The sequence below is a fragment of the Streptomyces sp. SID5464 genome (assembly GCF_009862985.1).
GTDB lineage: Bacteria > Actinomycetota > Actinomycetes > Streptomycetales > Streptomycetaceae > Streptomyces > Streptomyces chartreusis_D.
In genome coordinates this window covers 160,512-186,023 of sequence record NZ_WWIQ01000071.1, presented here as the reverse complement: position 1 = coordinate 186,023, position 25,512 = coordinate 160,512, and the positions used below count along the sequence as shown (strand labels likewise).

Annotated in this window: 20 protein-coding genes; 9 read left to right on the top strand and 11 right to left on the bottom strand. The window is 70.8% G+C overall.

Annotated features, from left to right (window positions below):
* Nucleotides 1–64: 64 nt before the first annotated feature.
* Complete coding sequence (locus GTY47_RS33525) at nt 65–490, bottom strand: MarR family transcriptional regulator (RefSeq protein ID WP_010043044.1); 426 nt, start codon at nt 488–490, stop codon at nt 65–67.
* A gap of 188 nt (nt 491–678) precedes the next feature.
* On the opposite strand from GTY47_RS33525, the gene GTY47_RS33520 reads away from it, so the two are divergent.
* Genes GTY47_RS33520 through GTY47_RS33505 form a run of 4 tightly spaced genes read left to right on the top strand, consistent with a single transcriptional unit; the run spans nt 679 to nt 4,469 of the window.
* On the top strand, nt 679–1,596 hold the full coding sequence (locus tag GTY47_RS33520) for an SDR family oxidoreductase (RefSeq protein ID WP_010043042.1): 918 nt from the start codon (nt 679–681) through the stop codon (nt 1,594–1,596).
* An 11-nt stretch (nt 1,597–1,607) separates the two neighbouring features.
* The gene (locus GTY47_RS33515; RefSeq protein WP_010043041.1) at nt 1,608–2,483 is read left to right on the top strand and encodes a 4-hydroxyphenyl-beta-ketoacyl-CoA hydrolase; all 876 of its coding nucleotides are present in this window, start codon (nt 1,608–1,610) and stop codon (nt 2,481–2,483) included.
* 10 nt (nt 2,484–2,493) lie between these two features.
* Nucleotides 2,494–4,002 (top strand): long-chain fatty acid--CoA ligase, encoded by a 1,509-nt coding sequence (locus tag GTY47_RS33510; protein WP_010043039.1) that lies wholly within the window; start codon nt 2,494–2,496, stop codon nt 4,000–4,002.
* 11 nt (nt 4,003–4,013) lie between these two features.
* Nucleotides 4,014–4,469, top strand: coding sequence for a MaoC family dehydratase (locus tag GTY47_RS33505; protein WP_010043036.1), 456 nt, complete (start codon nt 4,014–4,016; stop codon nt 4,467–4,469).
* Here GTY47_RS33505 and GTY47_RS33500 read toward each other — a convergent pair.
* The 10 genes from GTY47_RS33500 to GTY47_RS33455 form a co-directional block, all read right to left on the bottom strand.
* Nucleotides 4,460–5,287, bottom strand: a complete 828-nt coding sequence (locus GTY47_RS33500) for a PaaX family transcriptional regulator C-terminal domain-containing protein (RefSeq protein WP_010043033.1) — start codon at nt 5,285–5,287, stop codon at nt 4,460–4,462. The genes GTY47_RS33505 and GTY47_RS33500 overlap by 10 nt on opposite strands.
* A gap of 24 nt (nt 5,288–5,311) precedes the next feature.
* Nucleotides 5,312–6,160, bottom strand: coding sequence for a hypothetical protein (locus GTY47_RS33495; RefSeq protein ID WP_010043031.1), 849 nt, complete (start codon nt 6,158–6,160; stop codon nt 5,312–5,314).
* 4 nt (nt 6,161–6,164) lie between these two features.
* Entirely contained in the window at nt 6,165–7,838 is a 1,674-nt protein-coding gene (locus GTY47_RS33490) for a PHP domain-containing protein (protein ID WP_010043029.1), read from the bottom strand.
* A 26-nt stretch (nt 7,839–7,864) separates the two neighbouring features.
* Nucleotides 7,865–9,700, bottom strand: a complete 1,836-nt coding sequence (locus tag GTY47_RS33485; RefSeq protein WP_010043028.1) for a LamG-like jellyroll fold domain-containing protein — start codon at nt 9,698–9,700, stop codon at nt 7,865–7,867.
* Between the two features lie 61 nt (nt 9,701–9,761).
* Complete coding sequence (locus tag GTY47_RS33480) at nt 9,762–12,695, bottom strand: glycoside hydrolase family 2 TIM barrel-domain containing protein (RefSeq protein WP_010043027.1); 2,934 nt, start codon at nt 12,693–12,695, stop codon at nt 9,762–9,764.
* The gene (locus tag GTY47_RS33475) at nt 12,692–13,630 is read right to left on the bottom strand and encodes an alkaline phosphatase family protein (protein ID WP_267880845.1); all 939 of its coding nucleotides are present in this window, start codon (nt 13,628–13,630) and stop codon (nt 12,692–12,694) included. Before GTY47_RS33475 ends, GTY47_RS33480 begins: the two co-directional genes overlap by 4 nt.
* A gap of 25 nt (nt 13,631–13,655) precedes the next feature.
* Nucleotides 13,656–14,525, bottom strand: coding sequence for a carbohydrate ABC transporter permease (locus GTY47_RS33470; protein ID WP_010043025.1), 870 nt, complete (start codon nt 14,523–14,525; stop codon nt 13,656–13,658).
* A complete protein-coding gene (locus tag GTY47_RS33465; protein WP_010043021.1) occupies nt 14,522–15,406 on the bottom strand; it encodes a sugar ABC transporter permease in 885 nt (294 codons plus the stop codon). Before GTY47_RS33465 ends, GTY47_RS33470 begins: the two co-directional genes overlap by 4 nt.
* 124 nt (nt 15,407–15,530) lie before the next feature.
* Nucleotides 15,531–16,808, bottom strand: a complete 1,278-nt coding sequence (locus GTY47_RS33460; protein ID WP_010043019.1) for an extracellular solute-binding protein — start codon at nt 16,806–16,808, stop codon at nt 15,531–15,533.
* A 47-nt stretch (nt 16,809–16,855) separates the two neighbouring features.
* Entirely contained in the window at nt 16,856–17,875 is a 1,020-nt protein-coding gene (locus GTY47_RS33455) for a carbohydrate kinase family protein (protein WP_010043017.1), read from the bottom strand.
* Nucleotides 17,876–18,038: 163 nt separating this feature from the next.
* Here GTY47_RS33455 and GTY47_RS33450 point away from each other — a divergent pair, with 163 nt between their 5' ends.
* The 5 genes from GTY47_RS33450 to GTY47_RS33430 all read left to right on the top strand — a co-directional run bounded on the left by GTY47_RS33450 (nt 18,039) and on the right by GTY47_RS33430 (nt 25,502).
* Nucleotides 18,039–18,803, top strand: coding sequence for a DeoR/GlpR family DNA-binding transcription regulator (locus tag GTY47_RS33450; protein ID WP_010043014.1), 765 nt, complete (start codon nt 18,039–18,041; stop codon nt 18,801–18,803).
* Nucleotides 18,800–20,137, top strand: a complete 1,338-nt coding sequence (locus tag GTY47_RS33445) for a 6-phospho-beta-glucosidase (RefSeq protein ID WP_010043011.1) — start codon at nt 18,800–18,802, stop codon at nt 20,135–20,137. The genes GTY47_RS33450 and GTY47_RS33445 overlap by 4 nt, the downstream gene beginning before the upstream one ends.
* A gap of 53 nt (nt 20,138–20,190) precedes the next feature.
* Nucleotides 20,191–23,235: a glycoside hydrolase family 38 C-terminal domain-containing protein gene (locus GTY47_RS33440; protein WP_010043009.1), complete on the top strand. Its 3,045-nt coding sequence runs from the start codon at nt 20,191–20,193 to the stop codon at nt 23,233–23,235.
* Between the two features lie 3 nt (nt 23,236–23,238).
* On the top strand, nt 23,239–24,489 hold the full coding sequence (locus tag GTY47_RS33435) for an alpha-L-fucosidase (protein ID WP_010043008.1): 1,251 nt from the start codon (nt 23,239–23,241) through the stop codon (nt 24,487–24,489).
* A gap of 143 nt (nt 24,490–24,632) precedes the next feature.
* The gene (locus tag GTY47_RS33430; RefSeq protein ID WP_173937226.1) at nt 24,633–25,502 is read left to right on the top strand and encodes a sulfotransferase; all 870 of its coding nucleotides are present in this window, start codon (nt 24,633–24,635) and stop codon (nt 25,500–25,502) included.
* Nucleotides 25,503–25,512: the final 10 nt, after the last annotated feature.

Genomic DNA, 25,512 nt, shown 5'->3' with positions numbered 1-25,512 from the left:
ACGGGTCTCGGTTGGCCGATGAAGTTATGCAGCCAGCGTGCAGCCGTCAATCATTTGCACAACATCAGTTGAGGCCGTCCTCGGCGATCCGCAGCAGCAGCGCGTGCAGCGCGTCCCGCTCGGCCGGGTCCAGCGGGCCCAGGAGCTCGTTCGTCACCCGCTGGCCGGCCTCGTCGGTGTCACGCAGGAACGCGCGGCCCCGGTCGGTCAGTACGACGATCCGGCTGCGGCGGTCGTCGGGGGAGGGGCGACGCTCGGCGAAGCCCTGCTTCTCCAGGTCGTCGACCAGGCCGACGATCGCGCTCGGGTCGTAGCCGAGCCGGGTGCTCAGCTCGCGCTGGAGGGCGCCGTCGGAGGTGGCGAGGAAGCGCAGTACCGCGTAGTGGCGCAGGCGCAGGCCCGACTCCTGGAGGCAGGCGTTGAAGAGCTGTCCCGAGCGCAGGCCCAGGCGGTACAGCAGGTAGCCCGTGTCGGCGTGCAGCCCGCGCATCCACGGCTCGTGGGCGTCGATGGGCTTCGGGGTGAGGTTCTGGCGTGTGATGGCGGGCTCCCTGTGCTCGGTGCTTCCTGGAGAGATTCCAGCATCTCGCACACGTAGGTCACCAACAACTATTGACGTCAACAATTATTGCTCTTAGCTTCGATCTCGAAGTCGAACCCGTGTGAAGGGACCCACCCGTGCCCAGCATCGATCTCTCCGGCAAGGTCGCCGTCGTCACCGGCAGCGGCCGGGGCCTCGGCCTCGCCTACGCGCATGCTCTGGCCGCCCACGGAGCGTCCGTGGTGGTCAACGACGTCGACGAGGCCGTGGCCGAGGCGGCCGTGAAGTCCATCACCGAGGCGGGCGGAAAGGCCGTGGCGGAGGTGGTCCCGGTCGGTACCACCGAGGCGGCGGATCGGCTGGTGAACCGCGCGGCCGAGGAGTTCGGCCGGCTGGACGTCCTCGTCACCAACGCGGGCATCCTCCGCGACAAGGTGCTGTGGAAGATGACCGACGACGACTTCGACGCTGTGATCACCACCCACCTCAAGGGCACCTTCACCTGCGCCCGCGCCGCCGCCGTCCGGATGCGCGAGCAGGGCGAGGGCGGCTCGCTGATCCTGGTCGGCTCCCCGGCCGGGCAGCGCGGCAACTTCGGCCAGACGAACTACGCCGCCGCCAAGGCCGGCATCGCGGCGATGGCCCGTACCTGGTCGATGGAGCTGGGCCGCGCGAACATCACCGTCAACGCGATCGTGCCGGTCGCCGCGACCGCCATGACCGAGACGATCCCCGCCTTCGCCCCGTACATCGAGGCCATGAAGAACGGTGAGCCGCTCCCGGACTTCCTGCGCAAGGGCGAGGGCTTCGGCACCCCCGAGGACTGCGCCGCCCTGGTCCCGTTCCTGGCCTCCGAGGCAGCGCGCGGCGTGACCGGCCAGTGCATCGGCATCGGCGGCGACAAGGTGGCACTCTGGTCGCATCCGCAGGAGATCAGGGCGGCCTACGCCGACGGCGGCTGGACCCCCGGCACCCTGGCGGACGCCTGGCCCACCTCGGTCGGTGCCGAGCTCCAGTCGGTCGGCATCCCGGCACCGAAGTTCCCGGAGGCGTGATGGCCCTGTCCATGAATGTCGACGACCTCGTCGCGATCGACGTCCACACCCACGCGGAGGTGTCCTCCAAGGGCCACTCCTCCCTGGACGACGACCTGCACGACGCCTCCTCCGCCTACTTCAAGGTCGAGGGCAAGCGGAAGCCGACCCTGGAGGAGACCGCCGCGTACTACCGCGAGCGGAAGACGGCCGCCGTGATCTTCACGGTCGACGCCGAGTCCGCCACCGGCACCCCGCCCGTCCCCAACGAGGAGGTCGCCGAGGCCGCCGCCGCCAACGCCGACGTCCTCATCCCCTTCGCCTCCATCGACCCCTTCCGGGGCAAGGCGGGGGTCAAGCAGGCCCGCCGCCTGGTCGAGGAGTACGGGGTGAAGGGCTTCAAGTTCCACCCCAGCATCCAGGGCTTCTTCCCCAACGACCGGTCGGTGGCGTACGACCTCTACGAGGTGATCGAGGAGACCGGCACGATCGCCCTGTTCCACACCGGCCAGACCGGCATCGGAGCCGGCGTGCCCGGCGGAGGCGGCATCAGGCTCAAGTACTCCAACCCGCTGCACGTCGACGACGTCGCCGCCGACTTCCCGCACCTGAAGATCATCCTGGCGCATCCGTCGTTCCCCTGGCAGGACGAGGCCCTGGCCGTCGCCACGCACAAGCCGGGCGTGCACATCGACCTGTCCGGCTGGTCGCCGAAGTACTTCCCGCCGCAGCTCGTGCAGTACGCGAACACGCTGCTGAAGGACAAGGTCCTCTTCGGCTCCGACTTCCCCGTCCTCACCCCCGACCGCTGGCTCGCCGACTTCGACAAGCTGACGATCAAGGACGAGGTCCGGCCGAAGATCCTCAAGGAGAACGCCGCCCGCCTGCTCGGGCTGACGAAACCGTAAGGGGCGTGACATGCGCAACGAGGGACTGGGGTCATGGCCCGCACGCCGGGCCCGCAAGACCCCGCACCGCACCGCCCTGATCCACGGCGACACCACCCGCACCTACGCCGGCCTGTACGAGCGCACCACCCGCCTCGCCCACGCCCTGCGCGAGAGGGGTGTTCGCCGCGGCGACCGCATCGCCTACCTCGGCCCGAACCACCCCTCCTATCTGGAGACCCTGTTCGCGGCCGGCACGCTCGGCGCGGTCTTCGTCCCCCTCAACACCCGCCTGGCCGGTCCCGAGATCGCCTACCAGCTCGCCGACTCCGGCGCCAAGGCCCTCGTCTACGGCCCCTCGCACGCCGGGCTGGTCGCGGGACTGCCGGGCAGCACGGACGTCCGTACCTATGTCGAAGTGGGCGCCGAGTACGAGGAGGCGCTGGCCTCGGCCGCCGGGGAGCCCATCGACACACCGGTCGCCCCGGACGACACCTGCATCATCATGTACACCTCGGGGACGACCGGCCGCCCCAAGGGCGCGATGCTCACGCACGGCAACCTCACGTGGAACGCGATCAACGTCCTCGTCGACCACGACCTGTTCGCCGACGAACGCGCCCTGGTCTCCGCCCCGCTCTTCCACACCGCCGGCCTGAACATGCTGACGCTCCCGGTCCTGCTGAAGGGCGGCACCTGCGTCCTGGTCGAGGCCTTCGACCCGGACGCCACCTTCGACCTGATCGAACGGCACCGGATCACCTTCATGTTCGGTGTGCCCACGATGTTCGACCAGGTCGCCCGGCACCCGCGCTGGCCGGACGCCGACCTGTCGTCGCTGCGCATCCTCACCTGCGGCGGCTCCCCGGTCCCCACCCCGCTGATCGCGGCGTACCAGAGGCGCGGCCTGACCTTCCTCCAGGGCTACGGCATGACCGAGGCCGCGCCCGGCACGCTGTTCCTGGACGCCGAACACGCCGTCGGCAAGGCGGGTTCGGCGGGCGTGCCGCACTTCTTCAGCGACGTACGCGTCGTACGGCCCGACCTCGCGCCGGTCGACGTCGGCGAAGTGGGCGAGGTCGTGGTGCGCGGGCCGCACGTCATGCCCGGCTACTGGGGGCTGCCCGAGGAGACGGCCGCGGCCTTCGCGGACGGCTGGTTCCGCAGCGGCGACGCCGCCCAGATCGACGAGGACGGCTACGTCTACATCGTCGACCGCATCAAGGACATGATCATCTCCGGTGGCGAGAACGTCTACCCCGCCGAGATCGAGGACCAGCTCCTCGCCCACCCCGACATCGTCGAGTGCGCGGTGATCGGGGTGCCGGACGACAAGTGGGGCGAGGTGCCCCGCGCGGTCGTCGTACCCCGCGAAGGCGCCGCACTCGACCCCGACGAGGTGCTCGCGTCGCTCGCCGGCCGCCTCGCCAAGTACAAGATCCCGAAGTCGGTCGTGGTGGCGGACGAGCTGCCCCGCACCGCCTCCGGGAAGCTCCTCAAGTCCCGTGTGCGCAAGCGCTACGGCACCGACTCCCAGTGAAGGACGGCTCCATGAGCATCACCGTCAACGGCCTCGACGAACTGAAGAAGCTCGCGGGCAGCGACCTCGGCACCAGCGAGTGGATCGAGGTCACGCAGGAGCGGATCGACACCTTCGCCGACGCGACCGGGGACCACCAGTGGATCCACGTGGACCCCGAGAAGGCCAAGGAGGGCCCCTTCGGCGCCCCCATCGCGCACGGCTACCTCACCCTCTCCCTCTTCATCCCGCTGTTCACCGAGCTGCTGGACGTCCAGGGCGTGACGACGAAGGTCAACTACGGCCTCAACAAGGTGCGTTTCCCCTCCCCGGTGAAGGTCGGCTCCCGCATCCGGCTGACGGCGAAGCTCGCCGAGGTCGAGGAGGTGCCGGGCGGCGTGCAGATCACGGTCGACGGTGCGATCGAGATCGAGGGCGGCGGCAAGCCCGCCGCGGTGCTCCAGAGCCTGTCGCGGTTCTACGCCTGAGGCCGCGCCGGCACCAGGTCGAGGAGGCGTTCCGAGGCGTCACGCGCGAGCGGTGAGAGCCGGTCGTGCACGGCCCGGAACGTCTTCTCGGCCTGTTCCGCCGGCCAGTCGTCCGGCAGGTGCTTGACGGGCAGGCGCGGATCGCGCCGGACGATCCGCAGCCACTCGGTCTGGAGCCGCAGCCGCAGCACGAGCGCCTCGTCGGCCTCCGGCAGCGCGTCCTCCCAGGGCTGCCAGCGCCGTACGAACCCCTCGTAGCTACCCGCCAGGTCGGACAGCTCCCACGTCTCCTCGATCATCTGGCCGATGTCCGTCCCGGCATCGGCGTGCGCCCGGAAGACCTTCACATGGGCGGACAGGCCGAGCTCGGCGACCAGCGCCGACACGTCGACCTCACCAGGTGCGATCCACAGGCCGTTGAACAGCGGGCCGAAGCCGCTCCAGGTCAGCTGGGAGCGCAGGTCGTGGCGCTGGCGCTGCCAGGACTCGGGCAGGGAGAAACCGAGCAGGGTCCAGGTGCCGTCCCAGTGCCGGTTGACGGCACCGGTCTGCCAGATGCGCCGCTCGCCGTCGCGCAGCACGGCTTCCGAGCGCCCGGTCAGCCCGAAGTACATCCGGCGGCCCTCGCGCTGGCGGCGCAGCAGGTCACGGTTGACCATCCGGGTCAGCGTCGAGCGGGTCGCCTGCTCGCCGATCCCGGCGCGGGCGAACACGTCGATGACGCTGCCCGAGTACACGCACACGTCGCGCCCGAGCACCTGGTCACCCAGGAACGTCAGCATGAGGGACTGGGGCCGCAGCGACTCTTCACCGGTCACGCGGCCCACCGTACCTCCGCTCGATCAGTCCGTGACCTGCTGGTACGCGTGGACGGCCGTCGTCACCGCGCACACGCCCGGCGGGATCATCTGCGCCCGCAGGGTGCCGCTGTTCGCGTCGTAGTCGACGCCCTCCGCCTCGAAGGTGCCCGTGCACACGCTGCGCTGCGGCAGCGCGAAGAGGCTCTGCACCGAACCGGTGACCGGCTGCCCGTCCGGCTTGCGCGGCAGGTCGACCTGGACCAGTGGCCGGATCTGCGGGAAGAGGGTGCCCGAGGCGTCGTTCGAGGCGCACAGCAGGCGGGTCTCGGTGACGAAGTCGCAGCCCTGGATGTCGCGCACCGGCTTGTCCAGGGTGATCTGCCCGGCCTCCCCCAGCTCACCGCCGGTCGCCGGCGTCGACGGGTTGAGCAGGGGCGCCGGGAAGACCTGGAGCCGGCTCTGCGTGCCCCACTCGCCCGACACCAGCCACTGACCGTCGGGTGAGACGGCGGCGAAGGAGTTGTTCAGTTTCTCGCCCGGGTTCAGCGGGTGGACGTACTCGTAGCGCTTCCCGGCCGGGGTGGTGACCGCGAACATCTTCGACGTGGCCGTGTCCGATCCCTGGTAGGCGTCGAAGACATGACCGCGCGCGATGTCCGGGTCGCCTATGTGGTTCCAGCCCTTGACCCGCAGGTCCAGCGGGATGGAGGCCAGCCCGCGGTACAGCAGGGAGCCGTCCGCGCGGGCGGCCAGGCCCTGCCCGCCGCCGAGGGTGTCGGTGTACGCCGTGCCGGTCTCCGTCCACTGCGGGGCACCGGCGGCCGAGGCCGTCCCGGCGCCCAGCGTGAAGGCGCCCCATAACGCGGTGGCGGCGAGCAGTTGACGTCTCATCAGGTCAGGCACCTTCCACGTCGACGAATACCGGGTTCGAATAGAACCACGTATCCGCCCACGGGTCACCGTCCCCGGGCGGGTGCGGAACGGGCCCGTGCGGGTCGACCGAGGCGCCGAGGTAGCCGGTGCCGTGGCGGTTGCCGTCGCTGCCGCGCAGCCGGACGTAGAAGGACTCCTCACCCGCGGTCAGCGGAACGCGCAGGGTATAGGTGCCCCTGCGGCCGGAGACGTCCTGCGAGCGGACGACGCGGGTGTCGGGCGCCTTCCAGGTGTCGCGGTCGGCGACCGGGCCGCGCACCGCGCCACGGATGACGTCCACGTGCGCCAACTCCGGCAGGATCCCTTGGGGGTTGGGCCGCGAGGCGGTCGTCACGGTGACGTTCAGGGTGAGCTTCTCGCCCTTGCGGACCCGCAGCCGGCCGCCGAGCGTCACGCCCCGGCCCCGGTCACGGTCCCGTGTCAGCCGGACGTCGAGCCCGTCGAGCAGATGCCCGTGGTCGAGCCAGACCCGGCCCGCGCGCAGGCCCGCCATGACCGCGCGGTAGCCGTAGCGGGTGACGCCCACATGGGTTCGGCTGAACTGGCCGGGCCAGAAGTCGCTGCCGGGCTGCGGGGTGTCCGTCTGCACCGGGTCGGGCAGCTTCCCGGTGGTGTCGAAGGTCTGACCCGGCTGCCAGTCGCCGTTCTTCCAGGTGTCGAAGACGATCCGGTGGGCGTCGGAGTTGGTGGTGATCGAGAACAGCCGCCCCTCGGCGAGCATCGAGTCCCACAGGCCGCCGACGGTGGCGGTCGCCCAGTCGAAGCCGCCGTACGTCAGATAGGCGTCCGCCGGGTAGCCGGGCCAGGACTGCGCGGACGGCTTGTTCTCGTACTCGCCGCGGATCGAGCCGGCCCCGCGCCAGCCGGGGACGGCAGCGCCCTGGGCGCCCGGGGCGCCCTCCATGCCGATCATGATCTCGGGCGCCGCGTCCCGCCAGGCGCGCATCTCGTGCGGGGAGTCGATGCCGAGGCGCATGGGGTGGTTGGCGAGCACCAGCACGTCGTCGACGTAGCCCGAACGGCGCTGCCCGGCCAGCCACTCGAGGGCCTTGACGGCGTGCGCCTCGTTGCGGGCGGTGTCCGCGTCGGCGGGGCCGCCCTTGTCGTAGCCGAGGAGCTTGCCGTCGTAGGCGCGCTCGAAGCGGGTGAGCAGGTCGACCTCGTTCCGGCCGGGCGTGGTGAACACCGTGCAGTGCTCGGCCGCCGGGATGTACCACTCCAGGCCCTGGAAGATCAGCTGACGCGGGTTCTCCGCTCGGGCCCTGAGGATCTCCTTGTGCTCCAGCGCGGCCCCGAAGTCGGCGTGCCCGAAGTTGGAGTGCTCGGTGAACACCATCCAGTCCAGGCCGTAGGTCGCGCCCGCGGCGGCCAGCTGGGAGAAGGTGTACTTGGCGTCGTGGCTGTAGACGGAGTGGATGTGGTGGTCGCCGACGAGGTAGGCGAGGCGGGGGTCCTCCCCGCCCAGCCGTGCGCCGTCACCGTCGGCGGCCAGGGCCGGGGCCGCCGGTCCCAGGGCGAAGGCGGCGCCGAACAGGCCCGCCCGGCGCAAAAGTCCGCGGCGGGAGACGCCTTGGGCGTCGAGGGCGGCGGGGGAGACGGACGGATCGGCCCAGGCGGGCAGCTGCTGCTCGGTCATGACGGATCCTCGCGAGTTCGATGAGGTCAGTGGTTCATGAAGGAGGTGACGGGCAGCGCCCGGGCGACGATCCGGACGTCGCCGAGCCGGCCGTGGAGGATCTGGTCGATCTTGCCGCCGTACTCGTAGCCGCCGAGAAGCCACGGCAGGCCGACGGAGGTGATGCCGACGGAGGACGCCTTGGGGTTGCGGACGACCGGGCAGCCCTCGACGTACAGCGTGGTGTGCCCGCCGTCGTTGACGACCGCGAGGTGCCACCAGGTCTCCAGCGGGGTCTCCTGGCCCCAGTTGGTGGCGATCCCCTGCTGGTTGAGCGGCCGCATCGCCCACTGCGGCTCACGGTCGTTGGACAGGGACAGCGTGGCCAGCGGCTCGTCGGGGTCGTCGGCGGTCTTCCCGGCGGCGCCGCCCGTGCCGGTGCGGGAGACCAGACCAGACCAGGCGTTGTGGTCCGGGTCCCAGTCGGCGGGCAGCCGGTAGAACGCCTCGATGGTGTAACCGTCCTCGAACGTGGCCGAGTTGAGCGGGGCACCGTCGACCGTACGCAGGTAGGCGCCCTTCAGCGGGGACTTGAAGCCCTGGAACTCCAGGCTGCCGTGGCCCGGCTGGTCGGGGTGGTGGTCCGCCGACCAGCCCAGCGCACCGCCGCCCACCGTGACGAGCGAGAGGTCGTTGCCGCGCCCGGACAGGTCCCGCACCGTGCCGGCGGTGCCCTCGACGGGTTTCTCGAATCGCCAGTACGCCACCGTGCCCGGCACCAGCATCTTCGAGGCGGGCCGCGCGGGACGGGCGGGCACCGGCGCGAAGCCGGAGAAGCGCTCCTCGAAGTCGATCTCGACGGAGAACCGGTCGGCGTCGCCGCTCAGCTCCATCTCCTGCCGCTCCAGCTCGTTGAGCCCCTTCTTGGCCCGGCCCAGGATCCACGGGGAGACCGTCTCCACGTCGATGACGTTCCGGTCCAGGTCGAACCGGTAGAGGCGGATCATCGCCGCACCGCCGAAGTAACGGTTCTGGTAGTTCGTCAGATGCAGGTGGACGTCGTGCCCGGCCGTGTTCTTCCGTGTCGCGCGGGCGGCGGGCCAGTAGTGCCCGTTGAGGGTGAGGAAGATCTGGTCGTGGTCCTCGATCAGCTGGTCCCAGAGCTGCTGCCCGTACTCCGACAACGCGTCGTCCTCGACGACCAGTTCGTGCGTCGTGAGGATCACGGGTGTCTTCGGATGCCGCGCCATGACCTCCTTCGCCCACGCGTAGCCCTGCGGCGACAGCCGCCAGTCCAGCGCGAGCACCATCCACTCCCGGCCGCCCGCGGTGAACAGGTGGAAGGTGTTGTAGCCGTCCGGGGAGGCACCGCCGAACGTCCGCTGCCGCTCGAACCGCTCGGGCCCGAAGGCGTCCAGATAGGGCGTCGCACCGCGCTGGTCGGTCGTCGACGACTTCACGTCGTGGTTGCCGGCCAGGACGCTGTAGCCGACGCCCCGCCGGTCCAGCAGCGAGAACGCCTCGCCGATCGCAGCGAACTCCTCTTTCGCGCCGTTCTGCGTGAGGTCCCCCAGGTGGGACAGGAAGACGAGGTTCTCCTCCCTGCCGTGCTCCAGCAGATAGCGCAGCGACGCCTCGACCGGTGCCTTGTCGATGCTCGGCCCGTCGAAGAGGTACTGCGTGTCCGGCATCACGGCGAGAGTGAAGCGACGGCTGCGCGGGTCGGGGCGCCAACTCGCCGGCTCCGCCCGGGCGGCGACGGCCGGCAGCGCGGCCACCGCCGTGGCGGTCGCGCCGAGCAGCGCGGTGGCGCGGAGGAAACTGCGTCTTCCGGCACCGGCCTGGGGGGCCTCGCCCAGGTCGTGATCATGCGAAGTGCACATGGGTGCTCCATGAGGGTGACAGGGAGGGAGTCTCGGAGAGGGTGACAGGGAGGCGGAGAACTCAGAGAACGCGCAGCGTCCAGCTCCAGCGATGGACGCCGGCCGGGACGAGGTAGGAGGCGAAGGTGTCGGGCCCGCACGACGCCGTGCCGAGACCGCGGTGCGCCGCGTCGATGTGCACCACGCACCCCGCCCGCGACACCAGTTCGTCGTGATGCGCGGCCGAAGCGAGATCGGCCGCGCGATGGCGGGTCACGGAGACCTGGCGGGGCCGGTCCAGCCGTACCGCGAGCCCGGTCGCGTCCGGCGCGGACAGCGTGAACCGCCGCACGCCGTGCCGCCCGCCGCTCTCCTGGGGCCGCAGGTACGGCGTGAACAGCTCGTCCACCGGCAGCGAGTGGTGGCCGACCGGCGCGCCGGCGCCCCGGTCCGGATACGACTCCCAGGGGCCCTGCCCGAACCACTCCAGCAGGTTCAGCCCGGCGACCGTCTCGAAGACCGATCCGACCCGGGCCACGTCGTCCAGCGTCTCGGGCAGCTCGGCACACTCCTCCACGAGCAGCCCGCCCTCGACCGCCGTGAACACCTGCTCGTGCCGGACCGCCCCGCCCGGACCGAGGTGGTCGGCGACCACGGCCACCCGTCCCGGTTCCCGCCGTACGGCGACGACCTTGCGGGTGAGCGCGTCGAGCCCCCAGTCCCGCCAGCGGGCCGCCATGCCGCCCAGTTCGTCGTTGTCGGTGGGCGCCCGCCACAGCGACAGCGTGGGCCCGGCCGTCAGCAGCGGATGGATCAGCAGCCCGTCCTCGTCGACCTCCACGGCGCGGTGCGTGACGGGGGCGTGCTTCACCGGGGACGCGTGCCGCAGCCGTACCTGCGGCAGGCACACGACCGTGCCCCGCGGGGCCCACGGCTCGTCCCGGGACGTCGTGACGCGCAGCGTCAGCCACGCCTCGCCGCCGTCCTCCGGCAGCTCGAACGGCAGTGGTACGGCGGCCGTCTCGCCCGGCCGCAGATCGGGCAGCTCGGCGGGGGCGGTCAGGGTGCCGCCGTCGGCGAGGGCCAGTTGCCACTCACCGGACAGCCAGTCCAGGCCCCGGAAGTGCTGGTGGTTGCTCAGGACGACGCCCTCGTGCCGGAAGCACTCGATGCGCACCGGCGCGGCGATCTCCCGGTGCTCGAACATCACGGGCTTGGGGGTGCGGTCGGGGAAGACGACACCGTCGGCGATGAAGGCGCCGTCGTGGTCGGTCTCCCCGAAGTCGCCGCCGTACGCCCAGCGGTGGCCGGGCGCGGCGACACCGTTGCCGTAGAGCCCGGCGCCCCCACGCCCGGCCGGTCTGCCGTCATTCACACGCTGCAGGATGCCGTGGTCCCAGAACTCCCAGATGAACCCGCCCTGAAGACCCGGGGTGGCCTCGATGGCCGCCCAATGGTCGGCGAGCGTGCCGTTGCTGTTGCCCATGGCGTGCGAGTACTCGCACTGGATGAGCGGTTTGGTCTGGGTCCCGGACATGGCGTGCGCCAGGCAGTCCTGGAGCGGCGCGTACATCGGGCAGGCGATGTCGGAGGCCAGGCCCGGATCGGCCCAGCCGCGCTTGGCCGCGCCCTCGTACTGCACCGGCCGGGTCGGGTCGTGCCGGCGCACCCAGCCCGCCGCCGCGTCGTGGTTCGCGCCGTAGTCGGACTCGTTGCCCAGCGACCAGATGATGACGGACGGGTGGTTCTTGTCCCGCAGCACCATCCGCGCGACCCGGTCGACGAAGGCGCCCAGATAGCGCGGGTCGTCGGCGATCTCGTGCGCGTGGTCGTGGGACTCGATGTCGGCCTCGTCGACGACGTAGAAGCCGAGCTCGTCGGCCAGGTCGTACAGGGCCGGGTCGTTCGGGTAGTGCGCGGTGCGGATCGCGTTGAAGCCGAACCGCTTCAGCAGGACGAGGTCCGCGCGCATGTCGTCGTACGACACGGTCCGGCCGGTCAGCGGATGGAAGTCGTGCCGGTTGACGCCCCGGATGAACACGCGCTCGCCGTTGACCAGCAGGTCCCGGCCGGTGATCTCGACGTCACGGAAGCCGATCCGGTGGTGCGAGCGGTCGGCGACCGTGCCGTCGGCGCGGTGCAGCCGGACGGTCAGGCCGTACAGCTCGGGCGTCTCGGCGGTCCAGGTGCGCACGTCCGGCACGGCGGCCCGCAGCCGGGCCTCGCCCAGGAAACCGGAGACGCGCTCGTCCTCGGCGTTGGCCCGGTCGAACTCCGCGTCCTGCGTGAGCAGCTGCCCGTCCAGCTCCCCGCTGACGTACCAGCCCTCGGGCAGGGCCCCGCCGGAGTCCCGCACGAGGCAGTCCACGCGCAGATCACCGTCCCGTCGGGCCCGTACGGTCACGTCCGCGAGATACAGCGGGTCGGTGGCGTAGAGCAGCACCGAACGCGTGATGCCGCCGTGCCACCACTGGTCCTGGTCCTCGATGTGCGAGGCGTCCGACCACTTCACCACGGTCAGCCGTACGGTGGTCCGCTCGCCGGGGCGTACGACGCCGGACAGGTCGAATTCGGCGGCCAGATGGGAGTCCTTGGAGATGCCGACGGGCAGCCCGTCCACGTGGACCAGCAGCACGCTCTCCGCTGCCCCGACCTGGAGCACGATCCGCCGCCCGGCCCACTCGGCCGGCACGTCCACCGCACGCTCGTACACGCCCGTCGGGTCGGCGGCGGGCACCGCCGGCGGGAACTGCGCGAACGGCATGCGGACGTTCAGGTACCGCGGAAGATCGTCCGTGCCCTGCATGGTCCAGACTCCGGGGACGTACGCCGACGACCAGCCCTCGCCCACCGGGGCGTCGGGCGCGGGCAGCAACTGGAAACGCCAGTCGCCGTCCAGGGACACGGCACCGGCCCGCCGGTCCACGGCGTTCATGGGCAGCCGCCCCCAGGAGGTCACCTCGGGTGCCTCCCAGGGGCGCAGGGCGATCAGGGGATCGGGGAGTGCGTCGGTCATGACCATTCCGAAGTCGGTGGGGTGGGCCGGGGCAGGACGCGGCCTTGGAGGCCCCAGGCGGGGTCGACGGGGATGCCGAGACGGTCCAGGACGGTGGGGGCGATGTCGACGAGGCGGGGCGTGTCCAGCCGGGTGCCGCCGGGCACGCCCGGCCCGGCCAGGACGACGAAGACCTCTCGTTCGGCAGGCGTGTCGCCTCCGTGGCCACCGGCGTCGAGGTGTCCGTGGTCCGTGGTGACCAGCACGGTCCAGTGCTCGTCCGCACGGGCGGGGTCGGAGCGCCGGGCGTCGATCGCGTCCAGCAGCCGCCCGAGGTGGGTGTCCTGCGTGAGGAGGGCCCGATCGTAGGCGGGGCTGAGGGGGCCCGTGGCGTGCCCGGCCTCATCGGTGGCGCCGAAGTACACGAACACGACGTCCGGGTCGTCCTTGGTGAGCCAGCGTGTCGCGGTGCGGGCGACGAGGCGGTCCGCGGTGTCGTAGCCGCGGGACTCACCGTTGTAGCGCACACGCCGGCCGATGGCGCGGCCGAGCGTGCCGCGGCGGACCAGTGCCGGCCAGGACACCGCGGCCGCGCTGCGCAGACCGGGCCGGGCGGTGGCGGCGCGGCTGAGGAAGTCGGGGTAGCGGGTGTAGTCGGCGCCGGCGAAGTCGTTGCCGGTCACCCCGTGCCGGTCGGGCCACACCCCGGTCAGCACGCTCGACCAGCCGGGGCCGGAGTCGGTGTAGGCCATGCTGGTGGACGGCCCGTCGCCGGCCTGGCCGTCCACCTCGCCGTAGGGCAGCAGGCTGGTGCCGTGGGCGCCCGCGGCCATCAGGGCGTGCAGCACGGGTGCCGTGGACGGCGAGCGGACCAGCCGGTCGAAGCGCAGCCCGTCCATGCCCACCACGAGCACCTTGCCGCGCCGCGGCCGTTCCCCGCCGGAGACCTCCACCACTGTGCCCCTCCCTCTCGACACCGGTTCAGCTGCCCTGTACCGCACCCTCGGTGGCGCCCGCGATGAAGCCGCGCGCGAAGATGCTGAAGACCACGACCAGGGGGAGAGCCGCCATGAGCACACCGGCCATGACCATGCTGTAGTCGGTGTTGTGGCCGACGTTGAGCTGGGCGAGCTCCACCTGGAGGGTGACGTGGTCGGGGTTGGTGAGCACGATGAGCGGCCACACGTAGTCGTTCCAGGCGTTGACGAAGGCGTAGATGGCGAGGAAGGACAGTGCGGGCCTGATCATCGGCAGCGCGATGTTCCAGTACTGGCGGAAGAACCCGGCGCCGTCGATGCGCGCGGCGTCGAGCAGCTCGTCGGGCACCCCGTTCTGTATGTACTGGTGCAGCCAGAAGATGCCGAAGGCGTTGGCGAGGGCGGGCAGGGCCAGCGCCTTGAGCATGCCGACCCAGCCGATCTCGGACATGAGGATGAACTGCGGCAGGACGGCCAGCTGGAGCGGCAGCATCATGAACACCAGCAGCGTGCCGAAGAGCACCTTGCGCCCGGGGAAGTCGAACTTGGCGAAGGCGAAGGCCGCCAGGGAGTCGATGAACAGCACCAGGGCCGTCGTGACGCACGCGACGACGACCGTGTTGAGCATCGATCCGAAGAAGTCGATCGTGTTCAGTACGTGCCGGATGTTCTCCAGCAGGTGGGAGCCGAAGGTCAGCTTCGGTGGGCTCTTGTAGATGTCACGGGTGGTGTTGGTCGCCATCACGATCGTCCACACGAAGGGGAAGACCGAGATCAGGACCGCCAGGGCGAGGATGATGTGCGCGGTCAGGCCCCTGGGGCGGCGCAGCCGCCGCGCGCCCTTGGCCGGCCGCACCGTGGCGGCTGTCGTCATGACTTCCTCCCTCGCTGCACGATGCGCCAGTTGATGACGACGAGCACGATGATCAGTACGAAGAAGGCCCACACGATGGCCGCGCCGTAGCCGTAGTCGTTGTTGAGGAAGGCCGACTGGTAGAAGTACAGCAACGTGGTCAGGCCCGCCTGGCCCGGGCCGCCGAGGTTCTGGTTGGCGGCGTTGCTGGCGAAGAGCACCTGGGGTTCGCTGAAGCTCTGCAGGCCGTTGATGGTCGAGATGACGACGGTGAACAGGATGATGGGCCGCATGATCGGCATGGTGATCTGGAAGAAGGTGCGGACGGGGCCGGCGCCGTCCAGCTTGGCCGCCTCGTAGATCTGCGTCGGGATGGCCTGCAGACCGGCCAGGTAGATGATCATGTTGTAGCCGGTCCACATCCAGGTCATCAGCAGCGCGATGACCAGTTTGATCAGCCACGGGTTGCTCAGCCACGGCACGGGCGAGATGCCGACCGTGCCCAGGATCGCGTTGACCAGGCCGAAGTTGTTGCTGAACACCGCGCCGAAGAAGATCGCCACGGCGACGATCGAGGTCACGTTCGGGACGTAGAGGGCGATGCGGTAGAAGCCCTTGAAGCGGCGCACCGAATGCAGCAGCGTCGCCAGGACCAGGGCGCCGAAGAGCGTGGGAACGGTGGACAGGACCCAGATCACCAGGGTGTTGCGGATCGACAGCCAGAAGACGGGGTCGTTCCAGAGGAACTCGAACTGCTGGAGGCCGACGAACTGCTTGGTGCCCAGGCCGTCGTAGCGCTGGAAGGCCAGATACAGCGAGTAGAAGACGGGGAAGAAGGAGAAGGCGATGAAGATCAGGTAGAACGGCGAGATCGCCAGGTACTGCCGCCAGTACGACAGCACCCCGCGCCGCCTCGGCCGGGCGGTGCCCGCGGGCGGGGTGCGCCGCGGACGGAACCGGGCCGGGCCCGGCCCGCCGCGGCGCTCGCGCACCGTGGCGGGACCCGTGACCGGAGGTGATGACACCTCAGTTCACCCCCTGTCGCCGGGCGATCTGCTTGGCCCGGCTGACCGCGTCCTTCCAGGCGGCGTCGGGCTTCTTGCCCTTGGCCTCGATGCTGGTCAGCTCGGTGAAGTAGGGGGCCATGACGGCGGCGTCGGCGGGTGCCTCGTAGCTGACCGGGATGGCCTTGGCGGCCGGGCCGAAGACATCGATGATCTTCTGTCCGCCGAAGAAGGCGTCGCCGCCCGTCATGGCGGGCATGGCGTACGAGGACGGGGAGGCGGGGAAGATGGCGGCGTCGGTGAAGCCGCGGGCGTTGTTGGCCGGGCTGAGGATCCAGCTGATGATCTTGAATGCCTCTTCGGGGTTACGGCACTGCTTGGGCAGGGCCAGGTAGGAGCCGCCCTGGTTGGCCGGTCCGCCGGGCGTCGCACAGACCCGCCACTTGCCCTTGGTGCCCGGGGCGGCCTGCTCGATGTCCAACGCGTGCCAGGCGGCGCCGAGTTCGGTGCTGAGGTTCTTGCCGATGGCGGCGTTCCAGGTGTTGTCGTTGATCCTGGCGTCGATGCCGAGCGTGTAGGGGCGGACCGCCGTGGTCCACGCCTCGCGGATGTGGTCCTGGTCGCCGATGAAGTGGTTGTTCTCGTCGATGAACCGCTTGGTGCCCTGGCCGACGGCGATGTTGAACACCGAGCTGATGTTGTTGATCAGGTAGGTGCCGGGCACCGCCTTCTTCAGCTCGGAGCCGAGCGCGAAGTAGTCGTCCCAGGTCCCCGCCTCGGCGGCGACCTTGTCGGGGTCGGTGGGCAGGCCGGCCTTGCGGAACAGGTCCGCGCGGTAGAAGAGCGCGGTGGGACCGATGTCGATCGGGAACCCGATCTGCTTTCCGTCCTTGGTCTGGGCGAGCTTGGTCTTCCAGTCCAGGTACTGGGACGAGATCTTCTTGAAGCCCAGGTCGTTCAGGTCGAGGAAGCGGTCGGCGTTGGGCAGGAAGGACGCGATGTCCTCGCCCTTGATGCCGGTGATGTCGGGCACGGAGCTGCCCGCCGCGAGCGTGGTGGTGAGCTTCTGCTTGAAGTCGCCGCCGATGGAGGCGGCGGTCAGCTTCACCTGGCTGCCGAAGTGCGTCTTGGCCTCCGCGACCACCTTGTCGCTCAGTGCGCCACCCCAGTACCACATGGTGAGGCTCTTGCCGTTCTTGGTGCCGCCCGATCCCGAGCCGCCGCCGCATGCGACGGTCAGGCCGGAGGCGGCCGCGGTGAGCGCGGCGGCCTGGAGGAAGCCTCTACGAGAAAGGTCCACGGGTCACTCCTGTTTTTCCTGTCGTGGTGCTGAGAGGTGTGTGAAAGTCACTGCTGCCGTGCGGGAGGGGTGACGGGGGCGTACACGACCGGCGGGCCGGGGTTCTCCGGGAGCCGGTCCGCCAGGAAGCCGTAGGCGCGCTTCAGCTCGGGGTCGGTCAGGGAGCGCCACCAGCGGTCCACGCCGTACCAGCCGGGAGCGGCCAGCGCCCCGCCGTGGTGCCGGACGGACAGACCGGCGGCGAGCACCGCGAACCGCAGCCGTTCCGCGAGCGGCCAGCCGCCGAGCGAGGCGGTGACGAAGGCGGCGCCGAAGACGTCCCCGGCACCCGTCGCGTCCAGCACCTCGACGTCGAGGGCGGGCACGTCGGCGTACTCGCCGGTCGTCTGGTCGACGGCCATCGCGCCGTCCCGGCCCCGGGTGACCACCGCGACCGGCACCAGCTCGGACAGCGTGCCGAGCGCGGCGACCGCGCTGTCCGTGCGGGTGTAGGCCATGGCCTCCGTCTCGTTCGGGAGGAAGGCGTGGCACAGGGTGAGCTGGTCCAGGAGGGCCGTCGACCACTCCTGGCTGGGGTCCCAGCCGACGTCGGCGTAGATCTGCGTGCCGCCCGCGGCGGCCTTGGCGAGCCACTCGCGCGGCTGCGCCTCGATGTGCACCAGGGCGGTACGCGCCCCGGGCGGGTCGCCCACCAGCACGTCCTGCGAGTACGGCGGCTCCTGGCCGTGGGTGATCAGGGCCCGGTCGTGACCGTGGGCGAGGGCGACGGTGACGGGGGTGGGCCAGCCGTCGGCCGTGCGGGAGAGCGAGAGGTCGACGTCCTCCTGGTCGCACAGGATGTCCCGGCAGAACTCGCCGTAGAGGTCGTCGCCGAACACCGTGGCGAGTGAGGTGCGCAGGCCGAAGCGGCTGGCCGCCACCGCCAGGTTGGCGATGCCGCCCGGGCCGCAGCCCATGCCCGTCGTCCAGATCTCCTCGCCCGGGGCCGGGGGCTTGCCGAGCCCCGTGAGGACGAGGTCGTAGAAGAGCAGCCCGGTCAGCAGCACATCGGGCCGTTCGTCGTCCACGGAAGGGTCCTCTCGTTGGGAAGCGTTCGAGGAGCCCACCCCGCGAGCTCGTCAAAACTCTTCATTTCAGTGACCGGAATCGTGCGCCGATCGGAGAGATTGGTCAATACCCGAGCAGAAGTGAGCATGGAAATGATTGAGGATGACGAGTACTGTTCACGCCGTGCTGGCAGAACGACGACACCAACTCATCCTGCGGGCCCTGCGCTCCGGCGGGCCCGCTGCCGTGACCGACCTCTCAGAGCAGCTGGGCGTGAGTCCCGCCACAATCAGGCGGGACCTGGTCAAACTGGAAGAAGACGGGCTGCTCACGCGCGTCCACGGCGGCGCCGTGGTGGAGGAGGGCGACCAGCCCTTCGCCGAGGTCGCCGAGGTGCGCGTGGCCGAGAAGGACGCCATAGCCGAACGCGCTGCGGCCATGGTCAGGGACGGCCAGTCGGTGCTGCTGGACATCGGGACGACGGCCTACCGCCTGGCCCGTCAGCTGCACGGCCGCCGGCTCACCGTGATCACCAGCAACCTGGTGGTCTACGAGGAACTCGCCGACGACGAGGGCATCGAGCTGGTCCTGCTCGGCGGCATGGTCCGCCGCGAGTACCGCTCCCTGGTCGGCTTCCTCACCGAGGACAACCTGCGCCAGCTGCACGCCGACTGGCTCTTCCTCGGAACCAGCGGCGTGCGGCCCGGCGGCCAGGTCATGGACACGACGGTCGTGGAGGTGCCGGTCAAGCGCGCCATGATCAAGGCGGGCGAGAAGGTCGTGCTGCTCGCCGACGCGGCGAAGTTCCCGGGGCACGGGATGGCGAAGGTCTGCGGTCCCGAGGACCTGGACGTGGTGGTGACGAACGAGCCGGTCGACGCGGCGACGCGGTCCTCCTTCCAGGAGGCAGGAGTCGAGGTCGTCCTGGCGGGAAAGGTGCAGGCGTGAAGCTGACGATTCTGGGCGGCGGAGGATTCCGCGTGCCGCTGGTGTACGGGGCGCTCCTCCAGGACCACGCCGAGGGCCGGGTGACGCACGTCGTCCTGCACGATCTGGATTCCGGGCGACTGTCCGCCGTGACCCGCGTCCTCGCCGAGCAGGCGGCCGGTGTCCCCGACGCGCCCGAGGTGACCGCCACCACCGATCTGGACGAGGCCCTGCGCGGCGCCGACTTCGTGTTCTCCGCGATCCGCGTCGGCGGACTTCAGGGCCGGGCGGACGACGAGCGGGTGGCCCTGGCCGAGGGCGTCCTCGGCCAGGAGACGGTCGGCGCGGGCGGCATCGCCTACGGTCTGCGCACCGTCCCGGTCGCCGTCGACATCGCCCGGCGGGTCGCCCGCCTGGCGCCGGACGCCTGGGTCATCAACTTCACCAACCCGGCCGGCCTGGTCACCGAGGCCATGTCCCGCCACCTCGGCGACCGCGTCATCGGCATCTGCGACTCCCCGGTCGGCCTCGGCCGCCGTATCGCCCGGGTGCTCGGCGCGAACCCCAAGGAGGCCTGGATCGACTACGTCGGCCTCAACCACCTCGGCTGGGTACGCGGCCTGCGCGTCGCCGGCCGGGACGAGCTGCCGCGCCTGCTCGCCGACCCGGACCTGCTCGGCTCCTTCGAGGAGGGCAAGCTCTTCGGAGTCGACTGGCTCCAGTCCCTGGGCGCGATCCCCAACGAGTACCTGCACTACTACTACTTCAACCGGGAAGCCGTACGGGCCTACCAGCAGGCCGAGAAGACCCGCGGCGCCTTCCTGCACGACCAGCAGGCCCGCTTCTACGCCGAGATGAGCAACCCGGACGCCCCCGCCCTCAAGGTCTGGGACCAGACCCGCGCCGAGCGCGAGGCCACCTACATGGCCGAGAACCGCGAGACCGCGGGCGCGGGCGAACGCGACGAGGACGACCTGTCCGGCGGCTACGAGAAGGTGGCCCTCGCCCTGATGCGCGCGATCGCCCGCGACGAGCGCACGACCCTGATCCTCAACGTCCGCAACCAGCGGACCCTGTCCGTCCTGGACACCGACGCCGTCATCGAGGTGCCCTGCCTCGTCGACGCCAACGGCGCCCACCCCGTCGCCGTCGACCCGCTGCCCGGCCACGCCACCGGGCTGGTCTGCGCGGTCAAGGCCGTCGAGCGCGAGGTGCTGGCCGCCGCCGACTCCGGCTCCCGTACGACGGCCGTGAAGGCCTTCGCCCTGCACCCGCTCGTCGACTCCGTCAACGTGGCCCGCAGGCTGGTCGAGGGCTACACCGAGGTCCACCCCGGGCTCGCGTACCTTAGGTGAGCACCGTTCGGTAAGCGCTTTCCCCCCGGCTTCCCGCTTCCTGGAGACATCTCATGCACGACGAAAGCCGCCGTATCGAGGAGCGCGTGCAGCGCCTCCACGATCAGCGCATCAAAACCGCGATCTACGCGGCCACCGTCCCCTTCGAGGTCGAGGCCTGGCAGGCCCCGGGGGAGCCGGTCCCGTTCGAGGAGGCCGCCGCCGCCTCGTACGCGCCGTTCGCGATGGGCACCCCCTGGGGACCGCCCTGGGGCACCACCTGGTTCCGCATGCGCGGCCAGGTGCCCGAGGCGTGGGCGGGACGCCGCGTCGAGGCCGTCATCGACCTCGGCTTCGTGGGCGACTGGCCCGGCAACCAGGCCGAGGCCCTGGTGCACCTCACGGACGGCACCCCGCTGAAGGCCGTCAACCCGCTCAACCAGTACGTGGCGATCGCCAACCCGGCGACGGGCGGCGAGACGGTCGAGTACCTGGTCGAGGCCGCCTCCAACCCGGACATCCTCGCGGACAACTTCTCGAAGACCACCCCGCTCGGCGACAAGCTCACCGCCGGCGACAAGCCGCTCTACACCTTCCGCAGCGCCGACATCGCCATCCTCGACGAGGAGGTCTGGCACCTCGACCTCGACGTCCAGGTGCTGCGCGAGCTCATGCTGGAACTCGGCGAGCACGACCCGCGCCGGCACGAGATCGCGCACGCGCTCGACCGGGCGATGGACCGGCTGGACCTGGACGACGTCTCCGGCTCGGCCGCCGCGGTGCGCGAGGCGCTGAAGCCGGTGCTGTCCAAGCCCGCGCACGCCAGCGCGCACACGGTCTCCGGGGTGGGCCACGCCCACATCGACTCGGCCTGGCTCTGGCCGATCCGCGAGACCAAGCGCAAGACGTCCCGCACCTTCTCCAACGTCACGTCCCTGGCCGACGAGTACGACGACTTCATCTTCGCCTGCTCCCAGGCCCAGCAGTACGAGTGGGTGCGCGACAACTACCCCAAGGTCTGGGCCCGCATCCAGGAGTCGGTCAAGAACGGCCAGTGGGCGCCCGTGGGCGGCATGTGGGTCGAGTCCGACGGCAACCTGCCCGGCGGCGAGGCCGTCGCCCGCCAGTTCGTCCACGGCAAGCGGTTCTTCATGGACCACTTCGGCATCGAGACCAAGGGCGTCTGGCTGCCGGACTCCTTCGGCTACAACGCCGCCTACCCGCAGATCGCCAAGCTCGCCGGGAACGAGTGGTTCCTCACCCAGAAGATCTCCTGGAACCAGACCAACAAGTTCCCCCACCACACGTTCTGGTGGGAGGGCATCGACGGCACCCGGATCTTCACCCACTTCCCGCCGGTCGACACCTACAACGCCCGCTTCAGCGGCGAGGAGATGTCCCGCGCGGTCCGCAACTACCAGGAGAAGGGCGGCGCCTCCCGCTCCCTGGCCCCCTTCGGCTGGGGCGACGGCGGTGGCGGCCCCACCCGCGAGATCATGGAACGCGCCCGCCGGCTGGCGGACCTGGAGGGCTCCGCGAAGGTCGTCGTCGAACACCCCGACGAGTTCTTCGCCAAGGCCCGCGAGGAGTACCCGGACGCACCCGTCTGGGTCGGCGAGCTCTACCTGGAGCTGCACCGCGCCACCTACACCTCCCAGGCCCGCACCAAGCAGGGCAACCGCCGCTCCGAGCACCTCCTGCGCGAGGCCGAACTGTGGGCGACCACGGCCGCGCTGCACGCGCCGGGCTACGCGTACCCGTACGAGAAGCTGGACCGGCTCTGGAAGACGGTGCTGCTGCACCAGTTCCACGACATCCTGCCCGGCTCCTCCATCGCCTGGGTGCACCGCGAGGCCGAGGCCGAGTACGCCCGCGTGGCCCGTGAGCTGCAGGCGCTGACCGCCGAGGCGGTGGCCGCGCTCGGCTCCGGCGGGACCCGCGTCTTCAACACCAGTCCCTACGACCGTGCCGAGGTGGTCCGCACCGCCGACGGCGCACCGGTGTACGTGGAGGTGCCCGCGAGCGGTTCCGCGCCCCTCGCCGGGGCCGAGCCGGCGCAGCCGGTGACGGTGGACGGCCGGGTCCTCGACAACGGGCTCGTCCGCGTGGAGGTGGCCGAGGACGGCACCCTGTCGTCCGTCTACGACCTGCGCGCCCGCCGCGAAGTCCTCGCCGAGCCGGGCAACCTGCTCCGCCTGCACACCGACCTGCCCAACTACTGGGACGCCTGGGACATCGACAAGCACTACAAGAACCGCTACACGGACCTCCTCGACGCCTCGTCCGTCACGGTCGTCGAGCAGGACCCGCTGGTCGGCGCGATCCGCGTGGAGCGGTCCTTCGGCAAGGGCTCGACGATCACCCAGACGATCACCGTCCGCGCCGGCAGCCCCCGGATCGACATCGAGACGGACATCGACTGGCACGAGACGGAGAAGATCCTCAAGGCGGCCTTCCCGGTCGACATCCGCGCCCCGCACTCCTCCGCCGAGATCCAGTTCGGCCACATCCAGCGCCCCACCCACACCAACACCAGCTGGGAGGCGGCCCGCTTCGAGGTCTCCGGCCACCGCTGGGTGCACCTCGGCGAACCCGGCTACGGCGTCGCGGTCATCAACGACTCGACGTACGGCCACGACGTCTCCCGCACGGTGCGCGAGGACGGCGGCACCACGACCACCGTCCGCCTCAGCCTGGTCCGGGCGCCGCGCATCCCGGACCCCGAGGCCGACCAGGGCCGGCACCGCTTCACCTACGCGCTGCTGCCCGGCGCGACCATCGAGGACGCCGTCGCCGAGGGCTACGCCCTCAACCTCCCGCTCCGGGTGGCCGACGCGGCGGGTGCCCCCGCACCGGTCGTCTCCGTCGAGGGCGAGGGCGTGACGGTGGAGGCGGTCAAGCTCGCCGACGACGCCTCCGGCGACGTCGTCGTACGGCTCTACGAGTCCCGCGGCGGCCGGGCCCAGGGGGTGCTGCGCACCGGATTCCCGCTCGCCGGCGCGCAGATCACCGACCTGCTGGAACGACCGCTCGAGGAGGCGGGCGTGGACGGCGACGGCGGTGTCCCCGTCGCACTGCGGCCCTTCCAGATCCTGACACTGCGTCTGCGCAGGGGCTGACCCATGGCCATGCAACCCTGGTTCACCGACGCGAAGCTGGGGATCTTCGTCCACTGGGGCATCTACGCCGTCGACGGCGTCCAGGAGTCCTGGTCGTTCTACGACGACATCGTCCCCTACGACCGGTACATGTCCCAGTTGGACCGCTTCACGGCCTCCCGCTACGACCCGCGCGACTGGGCGAGGCTCTTCGCGCGGGCCGGAGCGAAGTACGCCGTGCTGACCAGCCGCCACCACGACGGCGTCGCCCTGTGGGACACGGCCCACGGCGACCTGAACGTGGGCCGCGACCTGATCGCCGGCTACGCCGACGCCCTGCGCGAGCAGGGCCTCAAGGTCGGGCTCTACTACTCGCACTCGGACTGGAGCCACCCCGACTACGCCTCCACCCGCAAGCCCGGCCGCCCACCGGAGCTGGAGGACAACCGCTACTCGGAGGTCGCCGCCGAGGACGAGGACCTTCAGGCCTGGGAGAGGTTCCTCGCCTACCGAGACGGCCAGATCCGCGAACTGACCTCCCGCTACAAGCCCGACCTGCTGTGGTTCGACGGCGAGTGGGACCGCAGCGAGGAGCAGTGGCGCATCCCCGAGCTGGCCGCGCTCATCCGCTCCGAGGTACCGGACGTCGTCTTCAACGCCCGCATGCTCAGCGAGGGCGACTACGCGACGCCGGAACAGGGCGCCCCGGTCGTCCCGCCCGAGGGCCCCTGGGAGCTGTGCCTGACGATCAACGACTCCTGGGGCCACCAGCACCACGACCACAACCACAAGTCGGTCGACCAGCTGATCCGCTACTTCACCGAGACCATCGGGGGCGGAGGCAACCTGCTGCTCAGCGTCGGCCCGCGGGAGGACGGCACCATCCCGGCCGAGCAGGCGGAGCGGCTGGAAGGGCTCGGCGCCTGGATCGCCCGGCACGCGGAAGCGGTGTACGGCACCGAACGGGGACTCCCGCCGGGCCACCACTACGGCCCGAGCACCCTCTCCGAGGACCGCCGCACCCTCTACCTGATCCTCTTCGACGCCCCACGCGCCGAGATCAACGTGCGCGGTCTCCTCGGAAAGGTCCGCAAGGTGTCGGTGCTCGGCAGCGGCACGGAACTGGCCCACCGCGTCACCGGCGGCCTCCACGAGACCCCGGGCATCCTCTGGATCGAGCCGCCCGCCGCGCCGGACCTCGACCCGCACGCCACGGTGCTGGCCGTCGAACTGGAAGGGGAACTGGAGCTGTACCGCGGCGCCGGCCGGTTCTGACGAAAGTTTAAGAAACGGGTAAGTGGCCTGCTCACGGGCGGTGTGTGGACGCTCGTGAGCACGCCGGTTCGCCTTGTGGACACCTTGAGTTCGCCCCGTCCCCCTGGGATGCGGAACGCACAACGCGAACGAAAGGTGTCACCGTGCGAGACCCGCGTATGGCTGCGATCGGCAAGGGCCTGAAGCGTCGCGGAAGGCTGGTGATGCAAGCGGTCAGTCCACCGCGCCGGACCCTTGACGCCATCCCCGCCCCCCGCCCGGCAGCCGACACCTACACCGCCCCGCCCGCGCCCCGGCTGGTCGACTCGCCCGTCTTCGTCCTGTCGTCGGTGCGCTCCGGTTCGACCCTGCTGCGCGTCCTGCTCAACAGCCACAGCCGCATCCGCGCCCCGCACGAGATGCACCTGCGCACGGTGCACGTCCACCTGTCCCGCGACTTCACCGCGGACGCCATGCGGGCGCTCCACCTCGACAAGGACGAGCTGGAACACGTGCTGTGGGACCGGGTGCTGCACCTGGAGCTCAGCCGCAGCGGCAAGGACGTCATCGTCGACAAGACCCCGCCGAACACCCTCATCTGGCCCCGCCTGCGCCGATGTTGGCCGAACGCCCGCTACATCCTGCTGCTCCGCCACCCCGGCGCGGTCGTCACGTCCCTCACCGCCCGCCGCAGCGACCCCGATCACGAGGCCGTTCGCACCGAGGTCCTCGACTACAGCGAGAAGCTGGAGGAGGCCCGTCTGAACCTCGACCCCCATGTGATCACCTACGAGGAGCTCACCGCCGAGCCGGAGAAGGTCACCCGGGGCATCTGCGACCACCTCGGCGTCCCCTGGGAGCCCGCCATGCTCGACTACGGCAGCAAGGACCACGGCACCTTCCGCCCGCAGCTCGGCGACTGGTCCAGCACCATCAAGTCCGGCCGCATCCAGTCGGCCCGCGGCGCCGACCCGGGTGTCGAACTCCCCCCACGCCTGAGGGAACTGGCCCAGGCATGGGGGTACGGCACATAGCGGAGGACAG

Excerpts from the sequence above, each read along its gene's own strand:
- GTY47_RS33525 (WP_010043044.1), bottom strand. The coding sequence starts at position 490 with ATGCGCGGGCTGCACGCCGACACGGGCTACCTGCTGTACCGCCTGGGC.
- GTY47_RS33515 (WP_010043041.1), top strand. The coding sequence starts at position 1,608 with ATGAATGTCGACGACCTCGTCGCGATCGACGTCCACACCCACGCGGAG.
- GTY47_RS33510 (WP_010043039.1), top strand. The coding sequence starts at position 2,494 with ATGCGCAACGAGGGACTGGGGTCATGGCCCGCACGCCGGGCCCGCAAG.
- GTY47_RS33505 (WP_010043036.1), top strand. The coding sequence starts at position 4,014 with ATGAGCATCACCGTCAACGGCCTCGACGAACTGAAGAAGCTCGCGGGC.
- GTY47_RS33495 (WP_010043031.1), bottom strand. The coding sequence starts at position 6,160 with ATGAGACGTCAACTGCTCGCCGCCACCGCGTTATGGGGCGCCTTCACG.
- GTY47_RS33490 (WP_010043029.1), bottom strand. The coding sequence starts at position 7,838 with ATGACCGAGCAGCAGCTGCCCGCCTGGGCCGATCCGTCCGTCTCCCCC.
- GTY47_RS33485 (WP_010043028.1), bottom strand. The coding sequence starts at position 9,700 with ATGTGCACTTCGCATGATCACGACCTGGGCGAGGCCCCCCAGGCCGGT.
- GTY47_RS33480 (WP_010043027.1), bottom strand. The coding sequence starts at position 12,695 with ATGACCGACGCACTCCCCGATCCCCTGATCGCCCTGCGCCCCTGGGAG.
- GTY47_RS33470 (WP_010043025.1), bottom strand. The coding sequence starts at position 14,525 with ATGACGACAGCCGCCACGGTGCGGCCGGCCAAGGGCGCGCGGCGGCTG.
- GTY47_RS33440 (WP_010043009.1), top strand. The coding sequence starts at position 20,191 with ATGCACGACGAAAGCCGCCGTATCGAGGAGCGCGTGCAGCGCCTCCAC.
- GTY47_RS33435 (WP_010043008.1), top strand. The coding sequence starts at position 23,239 with ATGGCCATGCAACCCTGGTTCACCGACGCGAAGCTGGGGATCTTCGTC.